General features: G+C 71.1%; 16 protein-coding genes. 3 read left to right on the forward strand and 13 right to left on the reverse strand.

Annotated elements, in window-relative coordinates; genetic code table 11:
- The first annotated feature begins 197 nt into the window (after nucleotides 1-197).
- The gene (locus ACBJ32_RS22535) at nucleotides 198-734 is read left to right on the forward strand and encodes a GNAT family N-acetyltransferase (protein ID WP_375128357.1); all 537 of its coding nucleotides are present in this window, start codon (nucleotides 198-200) and stop codon (nucleotides 732-734) included.
- Nucleotides 735-750: 16 nt separating this feature from the next.
- Here ACBJ32_RS22535 and ACBJ32_RS22540 read toward each other — a convergent pair whose 3' ends face one another.
- A complete protein-coding gene (locus tag ACBJ32_RS22540) occupies nucleotides 751-1,743 on the reverse strand; it encodes a CU044_5270 family protein (protein ID WP_375128358.1) in 993 nt (330 codons plus the stop codon).
- Nucleotides 1,733-2,341, reverse strand: a complete 609-nt coding sequence (locus ACBJ32_RS22545) for an RNA polymerase sigma factor (RefSeq protein WP_375128359.1) — start codon at nucleotides 2,339-2,341, stop codon at nucleotides 1,733-1,735. The genes ACBJ32_RS22540 and ACBJ32_RS22545 overlap by 11 nt, the downstream gene beginning before the upstream one ends.
- Nucleotides 2,342-2,481: 140 nt before the next feature.
- Here ACBJ32_RS22545 and ACBJ32_RS22550 point away from each other — a divergent pair, with 140 nt between their 5' ends.
- Nucleotides 2,482-3,078 carry a DUF6506 family protein gene (locus ACBJ32_RS22550; protein WP_375128360.1) on the forward strand — a complete coding sequence of 199 codons (597 nt, stop codon included), beginning with the start codon at nucleotides 2,482-2,484 and terminating at the stop codon, nucleotides 3,076-3,078.
- Here ACBJ32_RS22550 and ACBJ32_RS22555 read toward each other — a convergent pair.
- The 11 genes from ACBJ32_RS22555 to ACBJ32_RS22605 form a co-directional block, all read right to left on the reverse strand.
- On the reverse strand, nucleotides 3,032-3,316 hold the full coding sequence (locus ACBJ32_RS22555; protein ID WP_375128361.1) for a gas vesicle protein K: 285 nt from the start codon (nucleotides 3,314-3,316) through the stop codon (nucleotides 3,032-3,034). The genes ACBJ32_RS22550 and ACBJ32_RS22555 overlap by 47 nt on opposite strands.
- Entirely contained in the window at nucleotides 3,317-3,511 is a 195-nt protein-coding gene (locus ACBJ32_RS22560) for a gas vesicle protein (RefSeq protein ID WP_357886642.1), read from the reverse strand. It abuts the gene before it with no gap.
- Nucleotides 3,508-4,284 carry a GvpL/GvpF family gas vesicle protein gene (locus ACBJ32_RS22565; RefSeq protein WP_375128362.1) on the reverse strand — a complete coding sequence of 259 codons (777 nt, stop codon included), beginning with the start codon at nucleotides 4,282-4,284 and terminating at the stop codon, nucleotides 3,508-3,510. The genes ACBJ32_RS22560 and ACBJ32_RS22565 overlap by 4 nt, the downstream gene beginning before the upstream one ends.
- Nucleotides 4,277-4,615, reverse strand: coding sequence for a gas vesicle protein (locus tag ACBJ32_RS22570; protein WP_357886647.1), 339 nt, complete (start codon nucleotides 4,613-4,615; stop codon nucleotides 4,277-4,279). Before ACBJ32_RS22570 ends, ACBJ32_RS22565 begins: the two co-directional genes overlap by 8 nt.
- A 1-nt stretch (nucleotide 4,616) precedes the next feature.
- Complete coding sequence (gene gvpO, locus ACBJ32_RS22575) at nucleotides 4,617-4,913, reverse strand: gas vesicle protein GvpO (RefSeq protein ID WP_357886650.1); 297 nt, start codon at nucleotides 4,911-4,913, stop codon at nucleotides 4,617-4,619.
- Between the two features lie 2 nt (nucleotides 4,914-4,915).
- Nucleotides 4,916-5,140: a gas vesicle protein GvpG gene (locus tag ACBJ32_RS22580; protein ID WP_375128363.1), complete on the reverse strand. Its 225-nt coding sequence runs from the start codon at nucleotides 5,138-5,140 to the stop codon at nucleotides 4,916-4,918.
- A gap of 14 nt (nucleotides 5,141-5,154) precedes the next feature.
- Complete coding sequence (locus ACBJ32_RS22585) at nucleotides 5,155-5,958, reverse strand: GvpL/GvpF family gas vesicle protein (RefSeq protein WP_375128364.1); 804 nt, start codon at nucleotides 5,956-5,958, stop codon at nucleotides 5,155-5,157.
- A 2-nt stretch (nucleotides 5,959-5,960) separates the two neighbouring features.
- Entirely contained in the window at nucleotides 5,961-6,434 is a 474-nt protein-coding gene (gene gvpJ / locus ACBJ32_RS22590; protein WP_375128365.1) for a gas vesicle protein GvpJ, read from the reverse strand.
- A gap of 141 nt (nucleotides 6,435-6,575) precedes the next feature.
- On the reverse strand, nucleotides 6,576-7,580 hold the full coding sequence (locus ACBJ32_RS22595) for a LacI family DNA-binding transcriptional regulator (RefSeq protein ID WP_357886662.1): 1,005 nt from the start codon (nucleotides 7,578-7,580) through the stop codon (nucleotides 6,576-6,578).
- A complete protein-coding gene (locus ACBJ32_RS22600; protein WP_375128366.1) occupies nucleotides 7,577-10,348 on the reverse strand; it encodes a glycoside hydrolase family 3 C-terminal domain-containing protein in 2,772 nt (923 codons plus the stop codon). The genes ACBJ32_RS22595 and ACBJ32_RS22600 overlap by 4 nt, the downstream gene beginning before the upstream one ends.
- 98 nt (nucleotides 10,349-10,446) lie before the next feature.
- Nucleotides 10,447-11,658: an ROK family protein gene (locus tag ACBJ32_RS22605; protein ID WP_375128367.1), complete on the reverse strand. Its 1,212-nt coding sequence runs from the start codon at nucleotides 11,656-11,658 to the stop codon at nucleotides 10,447-10,449.
- 179 nt (nucleotides 11,659-11,837) lie between these two features.
- Between ACBJ32_RS22605 and ACBJ32_RS22610 the strand changes: the two genes are divergently transcribed.
- The gene (locus ACBJ32_RS22610) at nucleotides 11,838-13,472 is read left to right on the forward strand and encodes an extracellular solute-binding protein (RefSeq protein ID WP_375128368.1); all 1,635 of its coding nucleotides are present in this window, start codon (nucleotides 11,838-11,840) and stop codon (nucleotides 13,470-13,472) included.
- The last annotated feature ends 33 nt before the right edge of the window (nucleotides 13,473-13,505 follow it).

Genomic DNA, 13,505 nt, shown 5'->3' on the forward strand with positions numbered 1-13,505 from the left:
CGGGATGTTGGCTAGATCTGCACTCTTTCATTAGAGATACATCTAGTCAATATGGTCCGAAGCATGGGTGGCAGAAGGCGCCGGCCAGGGCGGAGCAGGAGGCTCATCGGCAGCCACGGGCCAGCTCTGCGCCCGCACTCGACCGGAGGCGCCGCGGCCCTGCTCGGCCGGTGAGCCGTGCCACCAGAATGGCTGGTGTGATCTACCTTGCCGAAGGGCCCAGAGTGGCCATCCGCTACGTCAGCCTGCGGGACTTCGAGGAGCTCGCGGTCCTGCACGAGGAGAGCGCGCAGATGCTCGCCCGGTGGATGCCCGGCGGCCCCATCGTCACGTACGTGGACTTCGAGCGGTACATGGCCAGATTCGACGGGCCGCTGCACGAAGGTTTCCTGATCTGCCTGCGTGACACCGGCGCGATCGTGGGCCGGGTCAACGTCAACAACATCATCCGCGGCACCCAGCAGAGCGCGACCATCGGCTACTCCGCCTACGCCACCACCACCGGCCGCGGGTACATGACGGAGGGCCTCGGGCTGCTGGTCGGGCACGCGTTCGGCGAGATGGAGCTGCACCGCCTGGAGGCCAACATCCAGCCCGACAACGGCCCCTCCCTCAACCTGATCAAGCGCGTCGGCTTCCAGCGCGAGGGGTACTCGCCGAACTTCCAGTTCATCGACGGCGCCTGGCGGGATCACGAGCGCTGGGCCATCACCGTCGAGATGACCCGCGCGTGACGTCCGCAGGCGCCCCTCAGGGGGTGAGGCCGGGCCGGTCCACGACCCCCGAGGCCAGCTCGGCGGTCGCGTAGTAGGTGCCCTTGCCGGCCAGCACCTCGCCGCCGAGCACGTCGTCCTGGAGGTTCTCCACGCGCCTGCCGAGCAACTCGAAGGTGGTGGGGTCGAGCACCAGGTACGAGCGGGAGACGAGCCGGCCCTCCGCGTCGCGCTGGGCGTCGAGGTCGTAGGCGATGCCGAGGCCCTGCCGGCCCACCGCGTCCGGCACGCCGTGGTCCATCCGGATGCCCGGGATCTCGGCGAGTGCGCGGTAGATCGCCGCCTCCAGCTCGGGCGGCATGGGCACCTGCTGTTCGAGGTAGACCGACAGCACGCGGAACGCCAGCGCATCCGGGCGTTCCGCGCCCTTCTCCGCGGGCCTGGTCTGCCAGTGCCGGTCCGCCCGCACGTGGGCCAGCAGCTTGCCGGGATCGGTGGGCAGGGCGGCCAGCTTGGCGGCGTACTGCTTCGGCGTCAGGTCGTCGTCGTCCGGGTCGGGCTCGATCCGGCGCCGCTCCATCGGGCCCTCGTCCTCGCGGAAGGCCTGCTCGGTGCCGTCGTAGCGGGTCCAGTACTCCTGCACCGTACGGCGGGCGTCGCCGGGCTGCTGGACCGTGACCATCCGGTACATCCACTGGTCGTCGCGCGGCGTGCCGCTCGCCTGCCGCCGCTCGGCCATCAGGGCGGCCTTCAGCAGCACGGCCCGCGGGGTGTCGATCGGCGTGGTCCGCACGGCGGTGACGGCCCTGGGCACGCGGTCCCCGGTGGCGGTGAGGACGACGAGCACCGCGGCGACGGCGGTCGTGACCGCCAGCACGGAGGGCGCCAGCCAGAACCGCCGCCGCCTCCCCGGTCGCGCCCCCCGTTCGCGCGGCTCCAGGACGCGGGTGCGCAGCGAGCGCAGGCGTTCGGCGCCGGGCTCGGGGGCGTCGGCGCGCAGCTCCCTCAGCAGCATCAGGTCATCGTCCACGCCCAGCCCCTCCCTCGTCGGCCACCTCGTCAGCAACGGCGGTCGGATCGACGCCGCCCAGCGCCGCCCGGGTCTTCTTCCTGGCCCGGTGCAGCCGCGAGCGCACGGTTCCGACCGGGATCCCCAGCGCCGTGGCCACCTCCTCGTAGGACAGGTCGGCCCAGGCGATCATCAGCAGCACCTCGCGATCCTCCGGCGACAGCCGCGCCAGCGCCGCGGCCAGCTCGCGCTGCGCGGCCCCGGCCGACACGCGGGCCTCCACGCGGTCGGTGTAGCCCTCGGCGACCTCGTCCACCCCGGTCCTGGCCAGCGCCCGGTACGCCCGCACCTCGGCCCGGCGGTGCTTGCCGATGAGATTGGCGGCGATGCCGTACAGCCAGGGCCTGGCGTCGCGGTGTGCGGTGTCGTAGCGGCCCAGCCGCCGGAACGCGGCCAGGAACGTCTCGGCCACCACGTCGTCGGCCAGCTCGTCCCCCAGCCGCCGCGTCGCGTACCGGTGGAGGGCGGGGGCGTGCCGGTCGAACAGCGCCGAGAAGGCCGCGGGGTCGCTCCGGGCACGCCTGATCACCTCCGCGTCGTCAACCTCTGTGTCCGGCACCAAGCTCAGAGCTCCGTTTCTGCTGTCTTGTCACCCTCTTTCACCCGGACGCGGATTTCGAGTTCTCGCCGGAGCCGGCCGCCCACCCGCCGCCCGGAACACTTGACCTCAAGTAAGGTCGAGGTAGCACTCTGGAGGACATGACGAAGAACAGAGTGATCATCTACGAGGAGGCCGGGGCAGATCCCCAGGCCGACGTCCTGTCAGTGGAGAACCACCACGGGCGCACGCGAGTGCGTGCCGTGGCCGAGCCGGCCCAGCTGGTGCAGCTGGTGACGGAGCTGATCGGCAAGGGGGTCGATCGCATCGAGCTGTGCGGCGGGTTCGGCGCGGTGTGGCACGCGCGGGCGCGGCAGGCCGCGGGCGGGCAGGCGGAGGTCGGCGCGATCTACTACGGGTTCGAGTCGCTGCCGGGCGTGGCGTCGTACAAGGAACGCTTCGAGGCCGGGGAGACGCTGTCGGAGGCGTTCCTCATCGTGCACGAAGGGGCCGACCCCGAGGTGAACCGGGTCGTGCGGGAAAGGGACACGGGCAGCACGACGCTCGTGGCGGTGCCCGACGAGGCGTCGGCGGCCGCGGTGGCCGGGAAGATGGCCGGTGAGCTGCAGCTCATCGAGCTGTACGGCGCTCCGGGGCCGGATTCGGCCGCACCCGTCATCGCGGCCGTGGAGGCGGGCGTGCCCGTGGGGGTCACTGCGTGGGCAGGAGCGTCCCCAGCGGGCCGAGGTCGAGGTTGAGGTCCTCGGGGGCGAGGTCGAACCGCTCGCACAGGTCGGCCATCGCCCCCTCCAGCCGCATCAGGGTGACGCCGAGCACCTCGATCTGCTCGTCCGTCAGGTTGCCCTGCTCCATCCGGCGCACGCACTGGCGCTCCACGAGCTGCCGTACCAGCTCGACGAGCGTGAGGACGAGGCGGCTCAGGTCGCGCTCGACCGTGTCGGGGTCGGCGGTGACGCGCCAGCGCGGCGTGTCCATCTACAGGCTCCCTTCGAGCTCGTCGGCCGACACGAGCAGGGTGCGCAGCGAGATGTGCACGAGGTCGATGTCGGCGATCGACAGCACCAGGTCGCCGGTCACCACGACGCCACCTGCCAGCAGCCGGTCCAGGAGGTCCACGAGGGCCACGCGCTCGGGCGGCAGCTGCTCGCAGGCGACCACGTCGCGTCTCATGCCGGCTCCATGACCGTGAACGAGTACGGTGCCCAGGGGCCGGTCAGCCTGATCTCCACCCCGTCGCCGCCGAGCTCGCCGGCCCGCGCGGCGAACTCCTCCTCCCTGGCCTCGTCCACCAGGTAGGCGCCGTTCAGCAGCATCACGTCGTCGCGGCCCGACAGGCGCGGGTCCTGGGCGCGGTGCCGGTGCCCGGCGGCGGCGAGCGCCGTCAGCGCCCGGTGGATGTGGTCGGCACGCTGCAGCGCCTGCCTGCGGGCCTGCTCGCGCCCGCGCAGGGTGGCCCTGCGGTGCTGCAGGTACGCGGTCCCCGGCCGAGCGGCCTGCCTGTCGCCCTCGCACGTCCGGCCGCCGCCGTGCCTCTCACCGGCGTTCACCGGCTCCTCCTGCGGGCTCGAGTACGCCTTGACACCCCACTCGCGGCGCCCCGTGACGTGCGCGAGCACCTCGGCGAAGGCGGCCGCGCGCCGCTCCAGCAGCTCCGCCACCTGGGCGTCGTCGCCGTACACCGTGACGAGCCTGACCGGTGCCGTCGTCGTGGCCGCCGCCACGGCGTCCACGACGCGGTGGTGCGCGCGGGCCGTCTCCGCCAGCCAGTCCAGGTCCTCCAGCGAGCGCCGCAGCGGCTCCTCGCCGAACTGCTCGAGCGGCACCGAGCTCACGTACGCCACCAGCCCGGAGGAGGTGACGGTCCGCACGGGGGCGCCGGCCACGCCCGGAGGGCAGGGCAGCGGCTCGCGGGCGACCGCGTACAGGTACGTCAGGTCAGGCATCGGCTTCCCCCCGGCCCTCGACGGCGGCCAGGCGGCGGCGCAGGCGGCGGTTCTCCGCCACCAGCTCCCGGTCCCGCCCCGACAGGTAAGGGTCGTGCTCCCACCAGTCGATGCCCAGTTCCCTGGCCGTGTCGACGGAGGCGATCAGGAGCCGTAGTTTGATCGTGAGCAGCTCGATGTCCAGCAGGTTCACCCGGATGTCCCCGGCGATCACCACGCCGCGGTCGAGCACGCGCTCCAGGATGTCCCCGAGGTTGGCCGGCTCCCGGTTCGCGGGGCCCGCGCCGTACGTGGGGCGGACCACTGGACCGGACGGTGAGATTCTGTCCATCTCACAACGCCTCGCCCGAGTCAGCGTTCGACCGCTTATATCGTCGTAGTCTTCGATAGGACAGCAATCTTCCCTCCTCATCGATCTGAGCCTGGTAAATGGCGAGAATGTCGCCAGACGAGGGGATACGCCGGTCCTCGACGATCTCGACGTTGACCAGCCAGCCTTCTTCGGCCGGTTGCACCGAGGTGATGCCCTCGACCTCCTTCTCGGTGAGGTCGGCGATGTGCCGCAGGCCGACCCCACCGGCCGTCACGGCGTTCAGCTCCTCCGTGGCGGTCTCTTCCCTGGTGGCCATGCTCACCTTCCTGTCGCCTGACGCAGAATGCTCTCGACCGCTTCGCGTTCTTCCTCTTCGGTGATCGTCCCGGCCTGTCTGGCCGCCTCGATCTCCTCCAGCCGCCTCCGCACGGCGGCGGGGTTTCGAAGCTCTCGGTCGATCTGCTCCTGGATCAGCTCGCCCAGCCGCATCAGACCGCGCACCGGTGCCAGCGGCCAGGTGAAAATGCTGCTCACCAGGCCCACGAGTGCTCACCTCCCTACGCCTGAGCGATGACGAAGTCGTACGGCGCCATCGGGCCGAGCAACCGCAGGTCCACGCGGTCCGTCCAGCGCTCGCCGAACTCCTGCAACGCCCGTTCCAGGCCCTTCTGGTCCTCGACCTTGGCGAGCAGGGCCACGTGCACGGCGTCCCACTCGTGGGTCGGCTCCCGCAGCGACGCCTGGGCGTAGTGCCCGGACAGGCCGTCGAGCAGCATGCGGGTGTCCATGTCGCGCTTGGCCTCGATCGAGGCCGTGATGATCTCGCCGAGCCTGATGCGCTCGTTCCTCGTGGCGTCCTCCGGCCGGCCCCTGAGGGTCTCGCGCAGGCTCTGCGCCTCCGGGCTCTCGGCGAGAATCTCGGTGAGCACGGCCCGCTCGGCGTAGCGGCCCTTGACGACGTACTCGGCCATGCCCCTGAGCTCGCCGAGGGCGGCGTGGAAGTCGTCGTGGTGCGGCTCCAGCAGCTCCTGCACCACGGCGTCGGTGTTGGTGAGCACCGCGCCGAACCGGAAGGGAAGCACCGGTCCCCTGGCCACCACGGTGTCGAGCACCCCTTCGTGCGCCAGGAAGTCGCCGGGCCGGCCCAGGGGCTCCTCCACGTTGACGTCGCTCACGACGGCGGCGATCTCGCCGTGCTTGACGAGCTTGACCTTGCCTGCCGGGTCGCCCAGCCCCTGCTGGTCGGGGGCCAACCGGGTGTCGGCGGGCACGATGCCGTAGACGTAGCAACCCAGGTTCTGGCTCTTGCGCGTGCCCTGCTTGGGCACGGAGGCTCCGGAGACCTTCGTCGAGCGTCCCATGCTCACCCTTCCTCTCGCTTCGGCCGGATCTTCCGCTTGGGCGGCCCGGACTCGCGCTCCACCGTCATCTCCGGCTCGTCCGCGGCGCTCTCGGCCTCGGCCGCGGGGTCACGCTGCTTCTGCGTGAGCTCCTGCAGCGCGTCGCCCGCCGTCTCGACCACGCCCTGGATGACGTCCTTGGTGGTGTCCTGGCTCGGGACGCCCTTCGCCTCCTTGAGGACGTCGGGCAGGCCCTTCTCGCTCTTGGACATGTCGAGCCGGTTGGCGGCCTCGGCGAAACGCAGGTAGGTGTCGACGCTGGCCACGACGACGCGGGCGTCGATGGTCAGGATCTCGATCCCGACGAGCGACACCCGGACGTAGGCGTCGATCACGAGGCCCTTGTCCAGGATCGAGTCGATCACATCGGCCAGGCCCGTGGGGCCGCCTCGGCCGCCCACTTGCCCGGCTGCTGCCGCCGGTTGCACAGATGTCATGTGGTTTTCCCCCTTACCCCAGCGAGCGTGCCCGGGAAAAAGGACAGGGAACCACATAGAGCTAAAAACCCGACAGATTTGACATACGTTGAGGCGCCGGTCGATGACGAGCCGTAATCTTGAGGTGCCGGAGAGTTTGGCTCAGGTGCTGGCGCGGACGGCCAGAAGGGGTGTCAGGAGAGTGGAGTCGGGCACCGTACGACCCTCCAGCTTCTCCATCACCAGCCGGACCGCTTCCCTGCCCACCTCCTCGGCCGGGATCAGCACGGACGTGAGCGGCGGGCCGGCCCGCTCGGCCACGTCGTCGGGGCAGATCGCCACCACGGCCATGTCGTCCGGCACCCGGCGGCCGAGCTGGCGCAGCGCGGCCAGCACGTGGCTCACCGCGGCCTCGTTGTGCACGACGAGGCCGGACAGCCCCGGGCGGTCGAGCAGCAGGTCGCGCACGGTCTCGTACACCTCGTCGAACGTCTCCTCGCAGGGCAGCGCGACCCCCTTGAGCCCGTGGTCGTCCAGCGCCTCCACGAACCCCTCCCGGGTGCGGGTGGCGAAGCCGGTGCCCCGGTCGTACACCACCGAAGCGGCCCCGAGCAGCGCGATCTCCTCGTGCCCCCGTTCGGCCAGGTGCTCGACGCAGCGCGCGCCCGCGGCGGCGAAGTCGAGGTCCACGCAGGTCAGCCCGGCCGGCTCGGCGGGGAAGCCGATGAGCACGCTCGGCTCGGCCAGCTCGCGCAGCAGCGGCACCCGGCGGTCGTCCAGCTCCACGTCCATCAGCACCAGCGCGTCCACCAGCGCGCTCGCGGCCACCCGGCGGATGCCCTGCGTGCCCTCGTCGGCGGTCAGCAGCAGCACGTCGTGGTCAAAGCGGCGGGCGGCCGTGACGACCGCGCTGGCGAAGCGCATCAGCACGGGGACGTGCATGCCCGCGCGCAGCGGCAGCACCAGCGCGATCACGTTCGAGCGCTTGCTGGCCAGGGCGCGGGCGCCGGCGTTGGGGTGGTAGCCGAGCGCGCTGATGCTGTCGAGCACGCGCCGCCTGGTGTCGGCCGAGATCGTCCGCTTGCCGCTGAGCACGTACGAGACCGTGCTCACGGCCACGCCGGCGTGCTTGGCCACCTGCGCGATCGTGACCGTGCGCCCGCTCAAGCCCCGGCTCCGAAGTCGACACCGGTCAGGGTCACGCCCTCGTTCTCGAACACCACGTACAGATCGTGCACCCCGTCCACGCCCTGGAGCGATGCCGTGATGGCGTGATAGCCGTACCGCTCGGTCCTGGGAACCGGGAACGCGGCCACCGGCCTGCCGTAGAGCGGGTCGCCGAGCCGGATGGTGATCATGCCGCCCTCGGTGCTGCCCGCCGTGGCCACGCACGCCGTCGCGCCCGTCAGGTCCACCTGGCGGAACAGGATCCAGGCGCCCTCGGCGTCGGAGCGCACCGCGTCGCCGTCCTGCCTGGTCTCGTCCACGAACGTGATCGCGTCGTACTCGTCGTGACCGGCCGCGCGCAGCAGCCCCGACTGGGGCGGGACGACCTCGCCCTCGACCTCGAAGCAGGCGCTCAGCCGCAGGTCGGTGGCGCTGCGGCCGACCATGAGCCGGTGCGGCGCGCGCTCCACCACGAACCTGCCCCTGGTGACGTCCCAGAACGCCAGGTCCGCCACGGGCAGGCGGAGCTCGACGGTACGGCTCTCGCCCGGCTCCAGGCGCACCTTCTCGAACCCGCGCAGGCGGCGCAGCGGCTGCTTGACCCGCGAGCGCTGCTGGTGGGTGTAGAACTGCACGACCTCGACGCCGGGGCGCGGGCCCGTGTTCGTCACCGTGACCCCGGCCTCCAGCACGTCGCCCGCCAGGCGGACGCGCAGGTCCGCGTAGTCGAACGTGGTGTAGCTGAGGCCGTGGCCGAAGGGGTGCAGGGGCACGCCGCGGAAGTACTGGTAGGTGGCGTCGGAGGCGATGATGTCGTAGTCGAGCAGGTCGGGCAGCTCCTGCTCGGAGCGGTACCACGTCTGGGTGAGGCGGCCCTCGGGGTCGGCGTCGCCGAACAGCACCTCCGCCAGGGCGTGGCCGTACTCCTGGCCGCCGTGCGCCGACCAGAGCACGGCGGGCAGCTCGCCCTCGGTCCAGGTGAGCGGGTAGCCGCTGGTGATGACCATGACGGTACGCGGGTTCGCCTTGCGCACGGCGCGTACCACGGCGTCCTGGGCGGGGGCCAGGGCCAGCGTCATGCGGTCCTCGGTCTCGCGGCCGTTCACCAGCGGGTGGTCGCCGACCACCACGACCGCCACGTCGGCCTCGGCGGCCAGGCGGGCGGCCTCGTCGGTGCCGCTCCTGACCACGTCCATGGCCAGCCACGCGGCCTGGTCGGCGTCGTCCACCAGGAGCAGCACGCCGTCCTCGGCCACGCCGACGTAGCAGCCGGTCGAGATGTGGCGCAGCGCGAGCGTGCCGCGCGGGCGCTCCTCCATGCGGAACGTCTGGCGCACCTCCCACCCGTTCGGCCCCGGCTGGTCGTTGACCAGCGTCGTCCCGTCCACCGACACGAACCGGCCGGTGGTCACGGCACGCAGCGCGTACGCCCCGCCGCCCCAGTCGAACAGGTCGAACAGCCCCGGCTCCGCGGCCCCCGCGCGCAGCGGCCCGCCGGCGGGGTCGGCCGTGACGGGCCCCGCGTCGGCGGTCAGCGTCACCCGGTCCACGGCCTCGCAGAACGTGGTCGCGCACCTCTCGTCCAGCCCGGCGCGGGCGGTGACGGCGTACGGGAGGGTGCCGCTGTACCAGTCCTCCATCAGCGTGTCGCCGAGCTGCCCGATCACCGCGATCCGCGACACGTCCCTGAGCGGGAGCAGGCCGTCGTTCTCCAGCAGCACGAACGAGCGCCGCGCCGCCTCCCTGGCCAGCGCCTGGTGCTCGGGGCAGTTGACCACGCCGTCGTTGATGTCGTCGTACGGTGTCGCCGGATCGAACTCGCCCAGCCGGAACCGGATCGACAACGTGTGCCGCACGGCCGCGTCGACGTCCTCCTCGGCCAGCAGGCCCTGCGCGAGCGCGTCCCGCAGGTGGCCGAGCGTGGCCTCGGAGCGGTCGTCGTCCTGGGTGAAGCTGTCGAGCCCCGCCTTGACCGCGTGCGCGTACGCCTCGGGCAGCGAGTCGTGGTAGCCCTGCAGCGCGGTGAGGTTGCCCGGCGCGTACGCGTCGCTGACCACCATCAGGTCGTCCGGCGCCCAGGCGCGCAGCGCCCGCGCGATCAGCGGGCTCAGGTGCGCGGGGCGGCCGTTGACCAGGTTGTACGACGGCATCACGGCCACCGCCGCGCCCGACTCGATGGGCCCGCGGAAGGCCGGCAGCTCGTACTCGTGCAGCACCCGCGGCGGCAGGTTGCTGGAGGTGGTGCAGCGGTCGGTCTCGTGGTTGTAGGCCAGGAAGTGCTTGAGGGTCGGGGCCGTCTTCAGGATTTCGGGAGCGCTCCCACGAAGCCCGGAGGCGTAGGCGGTGGCCAGGACCGAGGTCAGCCACGGATCTTCGGAGTACCCCTCCTCGTTCCGCCCCCACCGCGGGTCGCGCAGCGGGTTCACCACGGGCGCCCACACGTTGAGCCCCGCCCCGGCGGGATCCTTGTGGTGGAAGGCCAGGACCTCGTCACCCGTCGCCTCGCCGACCCGGCGGACGAGGTCGCGGTCCCAGGTCGAGGCGAGCCCGATGGCCTGCGGGAAGACGGTGGCGGGGCCGAGCCAGGCCAGGCCGTGCAGCGCCTCGGTGCCCGTGCGGAACGCGCCCAGCCCCAGCCGCTCGACCGGCGCCTGGTACTGGTGCAGCAGGCCCACCTTCTCCTCGAGCGTGAGCCTGCTCATCAGGTCGTCGATCCGGTCTCGAAGCGGGGCCGCTGGGTCGCGGAAGGGGGGTTGGTGCATGATCATCCCTCTGAGAGTGTCGAAGCGCTTCGACGACCGGCCTGGGGAAGTTACGCGGACATTTCGGTGGGTTGACTGAAGGGTGCACGTCCCCGTGACCAAGGTCAAGGGATTCGCGACAATCCTCCCGGCAATCTTCCCGAATCGACGGAGTCGAGCACCCTGGCCGCACCCCCGAGCGCGGCCGCGTCGTACCCCAGCGTCGAGGCCACGACCTGCAGACCTCCGGCCTCGGCGGCGATCACGCGGGAGCCGACCTCCTCGTGCACGCCGGGCAGCAGCCACGGCGCCAGCGGCACGTAGTACCCGCCGAGGATCACCACCTCGGGGTTGAGCAGGTTCGCCAGGATGGACACGCCCCTGCCCAGGCTCCGGCCCACCTCGCCGAGCGTGCCGAGGGTGCCGGTGTCACCGGCGCGCGCCAGGCGCACGACCTCCTCGATCTCGATCTGGATCTCCGCCGGCGACGGGTCCCTGCGCAGCACGGCGCCGATGCCCGCCATGGCCTCCAGGCAGCCGCGCCGGCCGCAGCGGCAGACGGGACCCTCGGGGTCGAGCTGCACGTGGCCGATCTCGCCGCTGTAGCCGCGCCCGCCGCGCCGCAGCCGCCCGTCGAGGATGATACCGGCGCCCACGCCCAGCTCGCCGGTGAGATAGACCAGGTCGGAGGCGCCCGCGTGCGCGCCGAAGCGCTGCTCGGCCAGGGCCCCGAGGTTGGCGTCGTTGTCGACCTGGACGGGGAAGCCGGGGTCGCGCAGCGCCTTGGCCAGGTCGCCCCCGATGTCGGCGTCATGCCAGCCGAGGTTGGGGGCGATGCGTACGGTGCCCTGCACGTCGATCAGCCCGGGCACGGCCACGGCCAGGCCGAGCACCTGGCGCTCCTCCTTGGCCATGCGGTTCACCACGCGCCTGATGATCGCGCCGACGGCCGCCATGCCCTGGTTGACCGACTCGCCCCCCGAGAACGAGCGCCGCCAGGTCAGCAGCCGCTCCCCCGCCAGGTCGGTGGCCACCGCCGACACGGTGTCGACGTTGATCTCGACGCCGATGGCGGCGTACGGGGAGCCGTCGAGCACGAGCATCGTGGCCGGCCTGCCGACGCGGTTCTCCGTGAGCCCGGTCTCGCGTACCAGCCGGCGGTCGATCAGGTCGGCGACCAGGCTGGAGACCGTCGCCTTGTTCAGCCCGGTGGAGGCCGCGATGTCGGCGCGCGAGCACGGCGCGTGCTCGCGTACGAACCGCAGCACGACCGCGAGATTGGTGGCCCGTACGTCGGCGAAGTCGGCCGGCTGAGGGCCGGTCGTAGAAGTGATCAATATCAGCCCCGTTCCCGCCAAGAAGTGATCCCAGCATGCCGCATCGCCGGCTCCCTTCACCAACCTGTGACCACCGCGCTCACTTGTGGGTGCGGTCACAGTCTACTAATTTGTTTGGCCGGAATACCAACTAATTTCTGTAGGCCATCCCCACTCGGAGAAGGGAGCGAGCCATGCCCATGTCCACGACTCGCCGCGGGTTCCTCGGCCTAGTCGGCGCGAGCGTTCTGGTGGCGGGCTGCGCCGAGAAGAGACAGGTGTCCAAGGGCACGGCTGTAGCGGCCGACAAGCTCAAGAGCCTGGTCCCCAACAGGATCCCGTTCGACATCCCCGGGCTCAAGCCCGACCTGGCCGGCAGCGAGTTCGTCCAGCCCGGCTTCCTGACCCGCCCCGCCCAGATGGTGCAGGCCGTCACCACCCCGCCGCTCACCAGCGGCAAGGAGGTGACCGCGATGACGCCGCTGTGGGGCACGGTGCCGCCCGGCATCGGCGACAACTCCTACTACGAGGAGGTCAACAAGCGCCTCGGGGGCGTCGTCCGCTTCAACATCTCCGACGGCAACACCTACGGGCAGAAGCTCAGCACCGTCCTGGCCAGCGGCGACGTGCCCGAGATGGTGATGGTGCCGCAGTGGGAGCTGATCAAGATCGGCCACTTCACGGAGGCCGCCAACAAGCTCTTCGCCGACCTGTCCCCCTACCTGGCCGGGGACAAGGCCAAGGAGTTCCCGCTGCTGGCCAACTACGACACCGCCGCCTGGCAGTACGGCGTCTTCGGCGGCATCCTGCAGGGCATCCCCTGGCAGAACGACCCGTACCCGTTCGCCACCTTCGTCCGCCAGGACATCCTGCAGGAGCTCGGCCTGGAGCATCCCAAGAGCGCCGACGACCTGGTCGCGCTCGGCAAGGCGATCACCGACGCCAAGAAGAAGCGCTGGGCGTTCGGCGGCGGCCTGGAGCAAGAGCTCCAGCGAGCCTTCGGCGCGCCGCGCGAGTGGCGCAAGAAGAGCGACGGCACGCTCGTCTACAAGTACGAGACCGAGGAGTGGGCCGCCCACATCGAGTTCCTCACCAAGCTCTTCGAGGCCGGCTACGTGCATCCGGACATCGTGGCCAACAAGGACGCCGACAACAAGGCCATCTTCGGCAGCGGCGAGATGGTCGTCTACCGCGACGGCCTCGGCGCCTGGCACGAGGCGCTGGGCCGCTTCCAGGCCGACAACCCGAAGTTCGACATGAAGATCGTCGACCCGTACCCGGCGCACGCCGGCGGCACGCCCATCATGTGGCGCAACGAGCCCGCCAGCATGTTCGTCTTCATCAAGAAAGGCCTCGGCGACGCCCGCACCCGCGAGCTGCTCGCGCTGTCGAACTGGGCCTCAGCGCCGTTCGGCACCCAGGAGTACGAGCTGTGCTACAACGGCGTCGAGGGCAAGCACTACACGGTCGAGGACGGCAAGGTCAAGCAGACCGCGCTCGGCCGCAAGGAGGTCGCGCCCACCTACCTGTTCCTGTCGGGCCGGCCCAACGCCAACTCGATGAGCCAGTACGAGGGCCTGGTCCAAGCCATGTGGGACTGGCAGACCAAGGCGTCCAAGATCCTGGAGAACGACCCGTTCGTGGGCATCCGCGTGGAGACGCCGTCCAAGATGGCCGGCCTGACCACCCCCATCGAGGACAAGATGCAGGAGATCTTCCGCGGCAAGCGCCCCGTCTCCGAGTGGCCCAAGATCGTCAAGGAGTGGCAGGAGCAGGGCGGGAACGAGGCGCGCGAGTTCTACATGAAGGTCGCGCGTGAGAACGGCAGGCTTTGAGGAGCTCTTCATGAACGCGATGAGGGGCCTGTC

This window comes from Nonomuraea sp. GTA35 (genome assembly GCF_041950525.1).
Lineage (GTDB): Bacteria > Actinomycetota > Actinomycetes > Streptosporangiales > Streptosporangiaceae > Nonomuraea.

What these genes read in the sequence shown, in the direction of transcription:
- ACBJ32_RS22550 (WP_375128360.1), top strand. Translation starts at nt 2,482, where the DNA reads ATGACGAAGAACAGAGTGATCATCTACGAGGAGGCCGGGGCAGATCCC.
- ACBJ32_RS22555 (WP_375128361.1), bottom strand. Translation starts at nt 3,316, where the DNA reads ATGGACACGCCGCGCTGGCGCGTCACCGCCGACCCCGACACGGTCGAG.
- ACBJ32_RS22560 (WP_357886642.1), bottom strand. Translation starts at nt 3,511, where the DNA reads ATGAGACGCGACGTGGTCGCCTGCGAGCAGCTGCCGCCCGAGCGCGTG.
- ACBJ32_RS22565 (WP_375128362.1), bottom strand. Translation starts at nt 4,284, where the DNA reads ATGCCTGACCTGACGTACCTGTACGCGGTCGCCCGCGAGCCGCTGCCC.
- ACBJ32_RS22570 (WP_357886647.1), bottom strand. Translation starts at nt 4,615, where the DNA reads ATGGACAGAATCTCACCGTCCGGTCCAGTGGTCCGCCCCACGTACGGC.
- gvpO (WP_357886650.1), bottom strand. Translation starts at nt 4,913, where the DNA reads ATGGCCACCAGGGAAGAGACCGCCACGGAGGAGCTGAACGCCGTGACG.
- ACBJ32_RS22585 (WP_375128364.1), bottom strand. Translation starts at nt 5,958, where the DNA reads ATGGGACGCTCGACGAAGGTCTCCGGAGCCTCCGTGCCCAAGCAGGGC.
- gvpJ (WP_375128365.1), bottom strand. Translation starts at nt 6,434, where the DNA reads ATGACATCTGTGCAACCGGCGGCAGCAGCCGGGCAAGTGGGCGGCCGA.
- ACBJ32_RS22600 (WP_375128366.1), bottom strand. Translation starts at nt 10,348, where the DNA reads ATGATCATGCACCAACCCCCCTTCCGCGACCCAGCGGCCCCGCTTCGA.
- ACBJ32_RS22610 (WP_375128368.1), top strand. Translation starts at nt 11,838, where the DNA reads ATGTCCACGACTCGCCGCGGGTTCCTCGGCCTAGTCGGCGCGAGCGTT.